This is a genomic window from Actinobaculum suis (assembly GCF_900102025.1).
Lineage (GTDB): Bacteria > Actinomycetota > Actinomycetes > Actinomycetales > Actinomycetaceae > Actinobaculum > Actinobaculum suis.
In genome coordinates this window covers 50392-64616 of the sequence record NZ_FNAU01000003.1, presented here as the reverse complement: position 1 = coordinate 64616, position 14225 = coordinate 50392, and the positions used below count along the sequence as shown (strand labels likewise).

10 protein-coding genes are annotated in these 14225 nt (G+C 58.0%); 9 read left to right on the top strand and 1 reads right to left on the bottom strand.

Going from position 1 to position 14225, the window contains the following annotated elements; translation table 11 throughout:
* Positions 1-122: 122 nt before the first annotated feature.
* On the bottom strand, positions 123-1601 hold the full coding sequence (locus BLT47_RS02470; protein WP_074661275.1) for a leucyl aminopeptidase: 1479 nt from the start codon (positions 1599-1601) through the stop codon (positions 123-125).
* A 159-nt stretch (positions 1602-1760) separates the two neighbouring features.
* On the opposite strand from BLT47_RS02470, the gene BLT47_RS02465 reads away from it, so the two are divergent.
* From BLT47_RS02465 to BLT47_RS02420, 9 genes are all read left to right on the top strand, one after another.
* The gene (locus tag BLT47_RS02465; RefSeq protein ID WP_074661271.1) at positions 1761-3146 is read left to right on the top strand and encodes an aldehyde dehydrogenase family protein; all 1386 of its coding nucleotides are present in this window, start codon (positions 1761-1763) and stop codon (positions 3144-3146) included.
* A gap of 33 nt (positions 3147-3179) precedes the next feature.
* Positions 3180-6113, top strand: a complete 2934-nt coding sequence (locus BLT47_RS09510) for an ATP-dependent helicase (RefSeq protein WP_083330016.1) — start codon at positions 3180-3182, stop codon at positions 6111-6113.
* Positions 6114-6395: 282 nt separating this feature from the next.
* Positions 6396-6626 carry a hypothetical protein gene (locus BLT47_RS02450; RefSeq protein ID WP_049618871.1) on the top strand — a complete coding sequence of 77 codons (231 nt, stop codon included), beginning with the start codon at positions 6396-6398 and terminating at the stop codon, positions 6624-6626.
* A 507-nt stretch (positions 6627-7133) separates the two neighbouring features.
* Positions 7134-8159, top strand: coding sequence for an anthranilate phosphoribosyltransferase (trpD, locus tag BLT47_RS02445; RefSeq protein WP_049618870.1), 1026 nt, complete (start codon positions 7134-7136; stop codon positions 8157-8159).
* On the top strand, positions 8159-8947 hold the full coding sequence (trpC, locus tag BLT47_RS02440; RefSeq protein ID WP_049618869.1) for an indole-3-glycerol phosphate synthase TrpC: 789 nt from the start codon (positions 8159-8161) through the stop codon (positions 8945-8947). Before trpD ends, trpC begins: the two co-directional genes overlap by 1 nt.
* Before the next feature lie 60 nt (positions 8948-9007).
* Complete coding sequence (gene trpB, locus BLT47_RS02435; RefSeq protein WP_074661268.1) at positions 9008-10201, top strand: tryptophan synthase subunit beta; 1194 nt, start codon at positions 9008-9010, stop codon at positions 10199-10201.
* Positions 10194-11006, top strand: coding sequence for a tryptophan synthase subunit alpha (trpA, locus tag BLT47_RS02430; protein WP_049618867.1), 813 nt, complete (start codon positions 10194-10196; stop codon positions 11004-11006). Before trpB ends, trpA begins: the two co-directional genes overlap by 8 nt.
* Positions 11007-11241: 235 nt before the next feature.
* Complete coding sequence (locus BLT47_RS02425) at positions 11242-12675, top strand: cell division protein PerM (RefSeq protein ID WP_074661264.1); 1434 nt, start codon at positions 11242-11244, stop codon at positions 12673-12675.
* 101 nt (positions 12676-12776) lie between these two features.
* A complete protein-coding gene (locus tag BLT47_RS02420; RefSeq protein WP_143021748.1) occupies positions 12777-14120 on the top strand; it encodes an alpha/beta hydrolase in 1344 nt (447 codons plus the stop codon).
* The last annotated feature ends 105 nt before the right edge of the window (positions 14121-14225 follow it).

Sequence of the window (14225 nt, the reverse complement as noted above, 5' to 3'; positions counted from 1 at the left end):
ATGACGCAGCTACGCGGTTAGTTCTTAGCCACAAGGCCGCTGGGCGGGAAAGACGAACCCATATTGGTTCGCTCTCTCACCCAGCGGCCTCGTTTGTTATTTTGTGCTACTCGGGCTTAGTGTTACTTGTTTTCTGCCGGGGCCGCAGCGGACTTCTTGGCAATGTTTTCCAGGTAGGTGATAAGCGTGCGCACTCCGTACCCGGTGCCACCCTTGGGCGTGTAGCCCCATGGTTCTTCCGAGTTGAAGGAGGGGCCGGCAATATCGATATGGCACCAGGGAGTATCGCCCACGAATTCCTTTAGGAACAGGCCGCCTACGAGCATGCCACCATAGCGCGAACCGCTGTTTTGCAGATCGGCAACTTCCGAATCCAAAGACTTGCGCAGGTGGTTAGGCAAAGGCATGGGCCAAGCAGATTCGCCGGCCTGTTGGGAAGCTTCGAATACGGCGTCCACTACCTCGTCACTACCCATTAGTCCAGCAGTGCGAGAACCGAGTGCCGCAATTTGCGCGCCGGTAAGCGTAGCAATATCGATCACCGCATCAGGTTCTTCCCGGACCGCCAAACAAAGTGCGTCGGCAAGTACGAGCCGGCCTTCGGCGTCGGTATTGTTTACCTCTACCGTTTTTCCGTTCGGCATGGTGATAATGTCATCCACGCGCTGGGCGGTAGACGAAAGCATGTTTTCAGCCACCGCGAGCCAAGCGGTCACGCGCACGGGCATCTTCCGGGCCGCGGCCAACCGCACGGTTTCCATCACGGTGGCGGCGCCGGCCATATCAGACTTCATCGAAACAAGACCCTGGCTGGGCTTAAGACTCATCCCGCCAGAATCGTAGGTGATGCCCTTGCCCACGAGCGCCACGTGACCCTGCGGGTTTTCACCGCCGGCCCACTCGAGGCGAATTAGGCAGGGCGGGAATTGGGAACCGGCACCCACGCCGATCAACCCGCCACAGTCGTCTTCCAGGAGGTCTTCCACGTTCCAGGTTTTGACGCTGATTTCGTCGTCGGTCTCTTCGTCCAAAATTTCGGAAATCGTGTAGAAGAATTCCGGGTTGAGATAAGAACCGGGCATATTGACCAGGTCACGCACCATGTTTTGGGCGCTAGCCAAACGTTCCGCGGCGGCAATAGCCTGCGCGGTAGCTTCTTCCTCACCTTCGGTGAAAACCTCGATCGCGGTAATTTCCGGTTGCTTCTTGAACAAAGTAGGCCGGTAGCGGCCCAAGTTCGCGCCCTCCACAATCGCTTGCAGCTCTTCCATATTCTGGTAGGGCATCTGCAAAAGCACCTTGCCGCTCACGTCCTTGCGGCGCAAAGCTTGACCAGCGGCCTCCCGCAAATCGGCCAGACTCGGTTCGGCGGGCAAAGCAATTGCAATGCACCGGCGAGCCAGTTCCTGGGGAACCGCGAACACAGACATCGTGCCGGGCTTATCATAATCCGGCATGGCCTTGATCGCTGTATTCAGCTCGGTAGCAGTTGCTTCATAGCCCTGGAAAGCCGGGCCAGAAAGTTGCGGATTCTCAGCTACTTTGTAACCAAGTACGAGAATCGGACTTAGTTCTTCGGTATCGGGTACATGATTACTCATACCTTCGAAGGTAGCAGACGCCCCGCACCGGCGCACTGAATCCGCGCCATCTGCCGGCGCGTTACTGGTACGTGCACCCGCGTACTCGAATCACAACCCGCACGGCTGCCTTGATCTATGTCCTAGCATTTGCCTCGCAAAAGCCGTTAAATAGGAACTATGAGTAGGTATGCGGTCAATAATCCGAACACTGGTATCACTGAAGAAGAATTTCCTACCTTGCGGAAGGAAGAAATTCCGCAGGTCATCGATACTGCGTGGCAGGCGTACGAAGAGTGGCGGCGCACTCCCATAGCAGAACGACGCCGGCTCATGCTCCGCTTCGGGGAGCTCTGCGAAGAAAATGCTACCGAGCTGGCCCGGATTGCCGGGCAGGAAATGGGTAAACCGCTCGCGGACGGGAAAACCGAAGTGGCAAATGTGGCGGCCCACGCCCGCTGGTTCGGAGAAAACGCAAAAAGTCTGCTAGCTCCTACCCAGCTCGCGGTTTCTGACGGGGTGCAAACTTATGTGCGGCACGATCCGCTGGGTGTGCTCCTGGGGATTATGCCCTGGAATTTCCCGTATTCGCAGATAGCCCGGTTCGCGCTCCCGCAAATTATGGTGGGGAATACGATCCTCATGAAACAGGCGGGGATTTGCCCGCGCAGCTCGGCCCGCTTTGCGGAACTTTTGCGCGAAGCAGGTTTCCCGGCAGGCGTGTACCAAAACATTTACTTGGATACGGCAGATACGGAAACGGTGCTTGCCGATTTCCGGGTCAAGGGTGTTTCCCTCACCGGTTCGGAAGCAGCCGGATCGGCGGTAGCCAGCCTGGCTGGCAAACACCTGAAGCGTTCCCTCATGGAACTGGGTGGCAATGATCCCATGGTTGTATTGGACGCGGCCGATGTAGCGGCAGTAGCAGAAAAAGCAGTGCGGTTGCGGACCTTCAACGCCGGGCAGGTTTGCACTTCCAATAAGCGGATTATTGTGCTCGCCAATATTTACGACGAGTTCCTAGCCGCCGCCAAAGAAGCAATCGCCAAAATTCGGGTGGGTGCTTTTGATGAAGATATTGATATGGGGCCGCTTTCCTCGATCGGTGCGCGCGATGAAGTAGTGCAACGCGTAGCCCAAGCGGTGGCCGAAGGCGCTACTTTGCACTATGGCGGGGTAGCTTTGGACCGGCCGGGAGCCTACATGTTGCCGGCCCTGCTCACCGATGTGCCAGAAGAACAAGACATTTCCTGTAACGAACTGTTCGGGCCCGTCGTCGTCATTTACCGCGCCCGCGACGAAGAAGACGCGCTGCGGCTCGCCAACGCCACCAAATACGGTTTGCAATCTTCCGTGTGGAGTGAAGATATCGACCGGGCAGAACGTTTCGCCGCGCAGATTAATGCGGGCATGACGATTATCAATAACCACCGCGAATCCGGGCCGGAATGGCCCTTCGGTGGCATCAACAATTCCGGTTATGGCCGGGAGGAAGCCGTGTGGGGTTTGCATGCGTTCACCAATGAGCATGCGATCCGCGTCCACAAGACGGCGCAGGTGAACTAGCTTGGGACGGCCGGGCGGGTACCCTAGGGGATGATGTCAGAGAACGATTCCTTGAAGTCAACCCTCAACCGGCTGCGGGCCCGCATCGAACAGCTCGACGCCGGCCCCGCCGCCCCGGCCCACCCGGCCGGGCCCGTTCCCGGTAACGCAATTTCTACTACGCCCTATGCCGGCGATGCGGGCACGTCGGACGGTTATAGGTCGCGGCGCGATACTAGCCATATTGTGGCGGGCTTGAACCCGCAACAATTGGAAGCGGTGACCTATGAGGGCGGCCCCCTCCTCGTGGTGGCCGGCGCCGGTTCCGGCAAAACCCGTGTGCTCACCTCGCGCATTGCCTACCTGATTGCGGAAGGCAAGGCCCGCGCTTCCGAAATATTGGCTATTACTTTCACCAATAAGGCCGCCCGAGAAATGCGGGAACGGTTAGAGCAGATGCTTGGCGGGTTTGCTCGTTCCATGTGGATCTCTACTTTCCATTCGGCTTGCCTGCGCATTTTGCGGGCCGAACACCGCGCCCTCGGGATGCGTTCCACCTTCACCATTTATGATGCCCAAGATTCCCAGCGGCTTATGAACATGGTGTGCCGGGAAGAAAACATCGACATTCGCACCTATTCGCCAAAGTCGTTGCTCCGGCAAGTTTCTAATCTGAAAGACGAACTGGTAACGCCGGCCCAAGCGGCCCGCCAGGCCGAAGATGCGGCGAGCGAAGTGCTGGCCCGCGCCTACCGTTCCTACCAGGAACGCCTGCAGGCGGCCAATGCCATGGATTTCGATGATTTAATTATGCGGGCAGTACAGCTCCTGCATGAACACCCCGAGATTGCCGAACGCTACCGCACCCGTTTCCGCCATATCTTGGTGGACGAATACCAAGACACCAACCATGCCCAATACGTGCTCGTCCGCACACTAGCCGGCGCAGAAGCTGATCTGCCGCGCGCCAATCTCACCGTGGTAGGCGACGCCGACCAATCCATCTACGCTTTCCGCGGGGCCACCATTCGCAATATTGAAGACTTCGAAAAAGACTTCCCGGGTTCCCACACCGTCCAACTGGAACAAAACTATCGGTCTACACAAAATATTTTGTCTGCCGCCAATGCGGTGATCGCCAATAATGCGCATCGGCGTGCCAAACGCTTGTGGACAGACCAGGGCGACGGCGAAAAAATCGTTGGCTACGTGGCAGATTCGGAAAGCGACGAAGCGAAATTCGTGGTTGACGAAATCGACGACCTGCGCGCCCAAGCCGGCTACAACTACGGAGATTTTGCGGTCTTCTACCGCACTAATGCGCAATCGCGGGCCCTGGAAGAAATGTTTGTGCGCGCCGGCATTCCTTACCGGGTTATCGGCGGCACCAGGTTTTATGAGCGCAAGGAAATCAAAGACGCCATCGCCTACCTGCAAGCGATCGTAAACCCGGACGATACGGTTTCCATTCGGCGAATTTTGAACGAACCCCGCCGCGGCCTGGGCGCAAAAAGTGAAGAACATGTGGCCATGCACGCAGCCCGCTGGCAGATTTCCTTCGGCGCTGCGCTCGCGGACGTTGCCGATCCCGAAGCGCACGGCCGCGGGGAAGTAGCCGGACTAACCGCGCGAGCCCGCAATTCAATCACCGCTTTCGTGCAGGCTTTGGAAGCATCGCGACAGCTCGCAGCAGCGGGGGCCAGCCCGGCAGAAGTGCTAGATAAAATCATGGACGAATCTGGGTATCTGGCGGCTTTGCAGGAAAGTTCCGACCCGCAAGATATTTCCCGCGTGGAAAACCTGGCCGAACTGCACGCCGTCGCCGTCGATTTTGCGAACGCCCCCGAAAATGCGGGCGCTACCCTGGCCGACTGGCTCGACCAAGTTTCCCTCGTGGCCGATACCGATCGGCTTCCGGATGGCACCGGCCAAGCCGATGCGAGCGGCGCGAAGAACACTAGCAGCGCAGCCGCGGAAACTAGCGGCACGGGGAACTTCAACAGAACCGGAAATGCTAACCACGCGGGCGCAGAAACCGGTGGCGCAGGTGCGGCGGGTCCGGTGGGTGCGGCGGGTCCGGTGGGTGCGGCGGCGCGCGTTTCGGATGCGATGGGTGCGGTAGTGCCGGCTGCAGACGCAGCAGACGAAGTAACCCTAATGACCGTGCACACCGCCAAGGGGTTGGAGTTCCCGGTGGTGTTCGTGACCGGTTTGGAAGATGGCACTTTTCCCCATATTCGTTCCTTGGAAGATACGGCGGAATTGGCCGAAGAACGCCGCTTGGCGTATGTGGCATTTACCCGCGCCCGGCAACGTTTGTATGTGAGCCGGGCGGCCACGCGTTCTAGTTGGGGCGCACCCCAACAGTACGAGCCCTCGCGTTTCTTAGAAGAGATTCCGGCCAAACTCTTGGATTGGCGCCGCGCCGAATCGTCGCAAGATATTTTGCGCGGTTCGGCAAGCTATGGCAGTTACGGCGGATATCGCGGTTTTAGCAACTACGATTACGGTGATTCGGGCTATGGTCGCGCGCAGTACCGCGGCGGCAGGAAAGAACCTGATCTGTCCTTTGACGATCCAGATTTTGCGCCACCCATTGGTTCCGGCAAAGCAAAGTTTGTGCCCGGGAAGCTGGGCGTGCGGCGTCGGCAAACGGAAGATGCCACAACAAAAACCAGTACGACGCCGGCGCGTACCGGTGCCGATAGCGCGAAAACCACTAGTTCCGGTACGAAATTGGGAACCGGAAACGCGAAAACGGCGGCAACAGACGCGCAAAGTAACAGTGCGGAAGGGGACGGTACCGGTGGTTTACGAGTAGGGGACCGCGTGCAGCACAAGGCGTTCGGTACCGGCACGGTGCTTTCCTTCGAAGGTAGCGGGAAGTCGACGACGGCGAAAGTGCGCTTCGGTGGGGGAGTGACCAAACGGTTACTGCTCCGCTTCGCGCCGCTAAGCAAAGCGGACGATGCGACAGATGCCGAATAGGAGGCGGTAGCAGCCGCTGGGGAAACCTCGCTGGCCGGGTGCCTCAAAATATGGACGGTTTTCACCTTTGCGGGAAAATGCGCTAATCTAGTGCACATGGTAAGCGTGGAGCAGAGAAGCGGCCTGGCGGCCCGGGGAACCAAGGGTTCCGCGGCCCTGGCGCAGACGGCGGCAGAAGATAGCCGGCAAACGCGCTCTTGGCACGCACATACCTGGCTGGAAGGAACTGCGCCAGCACGGCGATGGTGGTGGGCGTAATTTTCGCGCCCATCGTCTAGCTCAATGAAGGGGAATACCGTGCGTCGTACCCACCCGTATACCAGTTTTTTCGGCGGAGCTACTAGTTGCTCCCGCCAGTATCGCAATCACACCGATGTTCGCCGCTCGGCGGCTACCGCGCTTTCTATGCGCCGCATCGGTTCACGCGTGGCCCAAGCCATCGTGGCTCCGGCCGCCATCGCGCATAGTTCTTCAGAACGCGTGATCTTGCTACGCCCGCCCGGGGAGCGATAATTCACGCCTCCCCACTCCAGTGGCAACTGTTTGCACTGTTTTGTTGCACCGTTTTGCAATCTTGTGCGCGCCGTTATTAGCGCTGTTCTTTGTAGCGTTATCAGTACTGCGGTTAGCACCGTGTTTACGTCGCGCAGGTACGCAGGTACGCAGGTAGCTGTGTATAAGCGGCGTTTTAGCGGCAGTGTTTTCTAGTGGGCGGGATTTTCCGGCAGGCAATATTTACCAGTCGGCAGCGTTTTCCGGCCCGCAGTATGTGTGTTGCTCGCGGTAGTTATGTTGCTCGTGGTATCTGTGTTGCTCGTGGTATATATGCGGCCGGCAACGTCTTTTGGGTCGCTAAACATATCGCGGGAAGCCAGCAACAGAACCGCAACAACAGCGTAAAACCAACAACCACGCAAACAGTAGAAACCCAGTTCTAAGGCACTCGGTTTCCCGCCCCTGTGAGTAAAAAGCGGAGTTTTTTCTAAACCACAAGTAGCACCGGCGAAAGAAAGAAGAACAATGATTAAAGAAGCAATCCAGAAGGTCGTTGGTAAAGGCGATTTGACCTACGACGAAGCCTATACCGTCATGAAGGAAATTATGAGCGGGGAATCTACACCCACTCAAAACGCTGCTTATTTGGCCGCGCTTTCCACTAAGAATGCGCGCGCAGAAACCACGGAAGAAATCTCTGGCTCTGCTGCCGCCATGCGTGAAATGGCTGAAACCTTCGAGGTTCCCTTTGACACTTTGGAAATTGTGGGGACCGGCGGAGATAACGCTTCCTCCTTCAATATCTCCACGACTTCGATGTTTGTTATTGCGGCCGGGGGAGTAAAAGTTTCGAAGCACGGTAACCGTGCGGCCTCCTCCAAATCAGGTACTGCGGACTGCTTGGAAAGCTTGGGCGTAAATATTGACCAAGACCCAGAAACCTGCACGCGGCTTTTGCGCGATATAAATATGTGTTTCATGTTTGCGCAGCGGTATCACAAATCGATGGGTATCGTCGGTTCAATCCGTAAAGAACTTGGATTCCGCACGGTTTTCAATATTCTCGGCCCGCTGACCAATCCGTTGCGCCCGGAATATATGGTGCTCGGCGTCTACGACGGATACCTGGTAGAACCGCTCGCGCGCGTTATTAACGACCTGGGCGTGAAGCACGGCATGGTGGTGTACGGGAAAGATAAACTCGACGAGATCTCGGTTTCCGCGCCCACGGAAGTATGCGAGGTCAAAAATGGCGAATACCGCTCCTACGAGATCTATCCGGAAGTATTTGGCCTACCCCGGGCCAATAAGAGCGACCTTGCCGGTGGCACCCCGGATGAAAACGCACAAATCACGCGCGATATTTTGAGCGGAAAAATTCAGGGCGCAAAACGCAACACCGTGCTGCTCAATTCCGCGGCCGGGCTGTACGTGGCCGGCGCGGCGAGCTCCTTGGCCAACGGCCTAGAACTGGCGCGCGAACTTGTTGATAGTGGCGCTGCATACGAACAAATCGAAAAATTTGTAACCGAGTCCAACGTAAGGAAGTAATGAATATTCTGGCGCAAATTGCGGAAAATACGCGAGAATTAGTGGCCGAGCGGCGGCGTCGTACCCCGCTTACGCAACTACGCGCGCAGGCAGAAGCCGCACCCGCACACAAACTGGGAGATTTCGCTTTTGAAAAGGCTTTGCGCGGGCCGGATGTGGCCTTTATTTGCGAAGTGAAAAAAGCGAGCCCTTCGAAAGGCGTGATCGCGGAAGATTTCCCGTACCTGCAAATCGCACAGGAATACGAAGCGGCCGGGGCAGAAGCAATTTCCGTGCTCACCGAACCGCGCTGGTTCCTTGGGGCACCGGAATATTTAGCGGAAATTTCCCGGGAAGTTTCGATTCCCACCTTGCGGAAAGACTTCATAATCGACGAATACATGATTTATGAAGCGAAATTGCTTGGGGCGGCGGCGGTTTTGCTAATTTGTGAACTGCTCAGCACGGAACAGGCTCGCGAATACCGTGAGCTTGCCGAATCCTTGGGGATGAGTGCCTTGGTGGAAGCTTATGACGACGCCGCGGTACAGCGGGCGGCCGCTTCCGGGGCGAAGATCATCGGCGTCAATAACCGGGATCTCACCTCGTTTGAAGTAGATTTTTCGAATGCCCAAAGGCTACGCGCCTACGTTCCGGAAGGCACGATTTTCGTGGCCGAATCCGGGGTGAAGACTCCGGCGGATGTGGAAGCGGTACGAGCGGCCCAGGCGGATGCGATCCTCATTGGGGAAACCCTGATGCGGGCAGATAATAAAACCGCCGCGCTGGCAGAACTGCGCGGCCACTAGTACCGCCACTCACTCCACTAACTACTCACTACCTAATAATTTGAAAGGAAAGGAGCGGATATGCCTACCCAGCAGGCCGGACGTTTTGGCATCCACGGTGGCCAATACATTCCGGAAACGCTCATGAATGCCGTTATCGAGCTTGATGCGGCATACCAGAAATATCGCAATGACCCGCAGTTCAACAACGAATTGCAGGAACTGTTTAATTCCTACGCGGGCCGGCCCTCCCGGCTCTATTTCGCGCAGCGGATGACGCAAGATTTGGGCGGCGCCAAGATCTATCTGAAACGCGAAGATCTCAACCATACCGGTGCCCACAAAATCAACAATGTGCTCGGCCAAGTATTGCTCGCCAAGAAAATGGGAAAGACCCGCGTAATCGCCGAAACCGGAGCCGGCCAACACGGGGTGGCTACCGCTACCGCGGCCGCGCTTTTCGGTATGGAATGCGTGGTCTTTATGGGGAAGGAAGATACGGAACGCCAGGCGCTCAACGTTTACCGGATGCGGTTGCTGGGCGCGGAAGTAATACCGGTCGCTTCCGGCACGGGCACGCTCAAAGATGCCACTTCGGAAGCCTTCCGGGAGTGGACTTCACGTATTGACGATACTCATTACTGCATTGGTTCGGTGATGGGGCCGCATCCGTTCCCCACGATCGTGCGCGATTTCCAGGCGGTTATTTCCAAGGAAATGCGCGAACAGATTCTCGACGCGGAAGGCCGGCTCCCCGATATGGTGGTGGCCTGCGTGGGTGGGGGATCGAATGCGGCCGGTTCCTTCTACCACTTTATTGACGAACCGGGTGTAGAACTCGTAGCTACCGAAGCGGCCGGGCGCGGCGTGGATTCCACCGATACCGCAGCCACCATTGCCACCGGCCGGGAAGGTATTTTCCACGGCATGAAGAGCTACTTCTGCCAAGACGAATACGGCCAAATCGCGCCCGTATATTCGATTTCTGCCGGGCTGGATTATCCGGGCATCGGCCCCGAACACGCCTACTGGCATGATACGGGCAAGGCCCGTTACGTGCCGATCACCGATGAAGAAGCCGTAGAGGCTTTCGAATACCTTTCACGCACCGAGGGCATTATTCCGGCGATTGAATCCGCCCACGCCCTGGCATATGCGATGGAGGTGGCGCCAAAGATGGACAAGGACAAGATCGTCGTTGTCACCCTTTCGGGCCGCGGCGATAAAGATGTGGCGGCGATCGCCCGCTACCGGGGAGAAGATATTCATGACTAACTCACTTCCAGATGCGTTGAGCGCTTCCGTTGCTCGCATCCACCGTTCCTTTGCCGCCGGCAAAGTATTTATCCCCTTCTTTACTTGCGGGGATCCAGATTTAGAGACGACGGCGAACTGCGTGCGAGCAGCGATCCAGGCCGGGGCCGGGCCCGTAGAATTCGGGATGCCGTTTTCGGATCCCATGGCCGAAGGGCCAGTAATTCAAGCTGCTTCCGCCCGGGCAATTGCGGGTGGGGCCACCACGGACAAAATCTTCGCGATGATTGCACAATTGCGCGAAGAATTCCCGGACACCCCGTTCATCACCATGGGCTACGCCAATTCCGTGTTTTCCTACGGGATTGAAAAATGGAGCCAGGCGGCCGCCGCGGCCGGGGTAGACGGCGCTATTTTGGCCGATGTGCCCCATGAGGAAAGCACTGAGTTCGCGCCCACCTTCGCCGCGCACGGCATTTCCCTCATCCCGCTAATTGCCCCGACCTCCAAGGAACGAATCGCGCAAATCGCGGCGAGTGCCACCGGATTCATTTACGTGGTCTCTTCGCTCGGGGTGACGGGCGTGCGTTCGGAAATTACCACGGATATCGGTTCGATCGTGCGGGTGATTCGCGATACCACGCAGGTGCCGAGTGCCGTAGGATTCGGGGTTTCCACGCCGGAGCAGGCCAGCCAAATGTCTGCCCGAAGCGACGGCGTTATCGTTGGCTCGGCCATCGTCCGGCTGATTCACGAAAGCGGGCCCGAAAAAGCACCGCAAGCCGTGGGCGAATACGTCACCAAAATGGTGGCAGCCCTGCAGTAAGCGGTGCAGTAAGCGGTGCAGTAAGCGGTGCAATAAGCGGTGCAATAAGCGGTGCAATAAGCGAGGCGGGTCTGCAACAAGAGTCACGGCGCCGCAATAAGGGGCGCGGCCCTGCAGTAAACCGGCCCTGCAGTAAACCCAGTGAGCCTCGCGAAGTTTCGGCTAGCGCGCGGCGTGTGCAACACACCAGCCGCGTGCTAGCCGGAGCCTGGCCCGGCGAGGAACAATAAGCTTGATGTTTACGTATCCTCGCCGGGTCGCCGTCGGCCTGGCCGTAGTTCAGGCTTACATGCTGACGTGGCTCGGCGTGGTGCTGGTGTGCGTGCTTGCCTATGTGCTCACCGCCAGCTCCCCACTGCTCGGCGACGTGCAGTGGCAAGACGCCAGCAACTTTGGCAGTTCGGTATGGTTACTCTCCTTCGGCACTCCCATCGTGGTAGCCGGAGCCCATATTTCCTTACCGCCACTACTGCTCACCCTCATTATTTTCCTGACGCTACGCAGTTTTTTACGTTCCGCGCGCATAACCGACTGGTGGGATGTACTCATTGCCGCGAGCACCGGCGCGGTTTTAGGGGCTATCGCTTCCGGCCTGGCCCTTGCCCATTCTTCACTTTTATGGGCGATTGTGGGTGGCGGGCTATTCGCCGCCTTCGCCGCGCAATTCGCCTGGGAAGAACCACCCGAAATTCCCTATCTGGCACGCCTAGTAGCCGCTTGGAAAATCGCGCGGCCACTGGTGGGTGCCCTCGCCATTTTCAGTGTAATTCTGCTGATTGTTGCCCTTATATCCGGGTGGGATCGGATCAGCGCCATCCACGCCAGCTACCTGGTTTCTGGCACTTCAAGTTTCTTGCTAGTGGTAGCCCAACTCTTCTTCCTACCTGCCGGGCTTGCCTGGGCGCTTGCCTATGCGAGCGGAGCCGGATTTGCGGTGGGGGAGGGCACACATTTCTCGGCCCTCGGTGGAGTGGGCGCTCCCATTCCGGCGATCCCGCTTTTCGGTGCGCTACCCGAACCGGCAGGTACAAAACCCTGGCTTATCGCCATCCTGGTGGCTATCGGGTGCCTGGCCGGAGTATACGGCTGGTACCGGGTACGCCAATCGGGCCGCTGGGAAAAACTTGTGTTGGCGCTGGCCGAAGTAATTTTGATTACCGCCGCCTTTGCCGCGCTTTCGCGGGGAGGTATCGGCCCGGGCCGGATGGCCGAAGTAGGCCCCAACGCGCCGCGCGTTGCCGGCATGATACTGCTAGAAGTAGGTCTTCCATTCCTCGCCGTGCCTGCCTTGATCGAACTTTCGCGTTTCGGTGCCCGCCGTCTGCAGGTTTATCTAGCCCAGCGCCGCACCCGAAGCAAGGTAGCGTCCTTGCCCGATCTTGACGCCGGCTCAGCTGCGAGCACTGCCAGCTCTACCAGCGCCGCCAGCTCGGCCAGCGCCGTCAGCTCGGCCAGCACCGTCAGCTCGGCCAGCTCTACCAGTTTCTCCAGTACCAGCTCTACCATTTCCGCCAGCCCTGTCAGCCCCGCTAGTACTGCTAGTAGTGTTCGCAGCGCGGGCTCTGCCGGTACTGCTAACGCTGCGAGCCCTGCCGGCACTGTTAGTACCGCGCCGAGTGCAGATACGGGGACGGGACCGGCGGTCGGCGTGTCGCCAGAGCAGTCTTAGCGTGTTAACTTGCCCGAAAATCCGCCAGTTTCACGGCGCGTCCGCCGTGGGGTGGAGGCACGAGCCGCCGCACCGGCTTAGTAAAAATCTAGACTAGCTGAGTGTTTGCTCCTGATTCGAAATGGACCTTACTGGTCAGTGCCCTGATCTTTGTGGGCTTGGTAGTCCTTGCGGGCTGGCGCTTGAAAAATGCGCGTGGCATCTGGGGGCGGATTATTAGCGCCGTAGTGGTGCTACTAGTACCCGTTTCCGGTTTTGTTACGGTTTGCTTCGCGATCAACCACGCCCGGCATTTTGCCCCTACCTGGCGGTCCGTTGCCGCTTTAGCAGGAGTGAAAGAAGAACGCGAGGTGCAGGTAGAAGAAGCCGCGATCCCGGCCTACACCGGCCACGACCGGCCCTTAGAAGCACCTGATGGCCCGCAGTGGAAAGCCCAGTTTGTGCGCGACCCCGAAAACGGCGCCCTCAAAACCGATTTCACCGGCCCGAATTCTGGCGTTACCATGCCCGTTTGGGTGTGGGTTCCCAGCGACTACGATCCGGCGAAAACCTATCGGGTAGTGATCTTGCTGGAAGGCTATCCTTCACTCACCTCTGACATACCCAAAGTTTTGGACCTGGACGGCCAAATGCCTGGCATAACTTCAGACACCATTATTGCCATCCCGAAACTGGAGCTGGATAGCGAATCCCCAGACTGTGTGGATATTGCCGGCCGGCCCCAAGCGGGTTCGTGGGTGACGAAAGACGTCGTCGGCCTGGTACAAGCAAACTTCTCTACCTCGCAAAACCGTAACGACTGGGCAATCGCGGGTGCCTCCTACGGCGGTTGGTGTGCTCCGGTACTCGGCCTGTCCCACCCGCAAATTTTTGGCAGCGTGATTTCGATGTCAGGCTACAACCCGCCCATGACGGGCCGGCTCCAAGACGACCCGCGGGCCGTTTCCTCCTACACCATCACCAATATGATGCAGAAAGCTAGTTGGCCGCAACGGTTCTACCTCACGGGAACCACCGGGGATACAGATTCGGAAGTGTTCCTGCAAGAAGTGAGCCAGGTAAACAAACCAAATTTGCCGGTGGAAACCTACCTGGACCCGCGCGGCGGCCATAATTGGAAGATTTGGCATGACCATTTCCCCGAAGCCTTACGCTGGTGGCAAGGCGAAGTGCCCGATAACGCGGTAGCGAAGAAAACCGATATAAAACAGGACGCATTTTTTACCGGACCGCTCGGGCCAGTACTCTGCGGCCTGAGCGTGGTACTGCTTCTAGGGTGGGCACTGGCGCGCGGTAAAAACTGGGGCGTACTGAAACGCACCATCGTAGTGCTCGCCATCGCCGGTTTGGGGGCGTGGTGCCTGCTATTGATCGTCAACCTGGATACTAAAACCGTGGTGAGCTTCGAATCCATCGATGCTTTCTTCAAACTCCTGCACCGGTAAGAAACCCGCGCAGCCGGGCCGGCGCTAACCGTAGCGGACTGCCTAGGTGACATGTTGGCATGCCGCGCAGCCGGGCCGGTGCTAACCGTAGCGGACTGCCCGGTG

Bases quoted from the DNA above. Each gene is read 5' to 3' on its own strand.
- BLT47_RS02470 (WP_074661275.1), bottom strand. From the start codon at position 1,601: ATGAGTAATCATGTACCCGATACCGAAGAACTAAGTCCGATTCTCGTA.
- BLT47_RS02465 (WP_074661271.1), top strand. From the start codon at position 1,761: ATGAGTAGGTATGCGGTCAATAATCCGAACACTGGTATCACTGAAGAA.
- BLT47_RS09510 (WP_083330016.1), top strand. From the start codon at position 3,180: ATGTCAGAGAACGATTCCTTGAAGTCAACCCTCAACCGGCTGCGGGCC.
- BLT47_RS02450 (WP_049618871.1), top strand. From the start codon at position 6,396: ATGAAGGGGAATACCGTGCGTCGTACCCACCCGTATACCAGTTTTTTC.
- trpD (WP_049618870.1), top strand. From the start codon at position 7,134: ATGATTAAAGAAGCAATCCAGAAGGTCGTTGGTAAAGGCGATTTGACC.
- trpC (WP_049618869.1), top strand. From the start codon at position 8,159: ATGAATATTCTGGCGCAAATTGCGGAAAATACGCGAGAATTAGTGGCC.
- trpB (WP_074661268.1), top strand. From the start codon at position 9,008: ATGCCTACCCAGCAGGCCGGACGTTTTGGCATCCACGGTGGCCAATAC.
- trpA (WP_049618867.1), top strand. From the start codon at position 10,194: ATGACTAACTCACTTCCAGATGCGTTGAGCGCTTCCGTTGCTCGCATC.
- BLT47_RS02425 (WP_074661264.1), top strand. From the start codon at position 11,242: ATGTTTACGTATCCTCGCCGGGTCGCCGTCGGCCTGGCCGTAGTTCAG.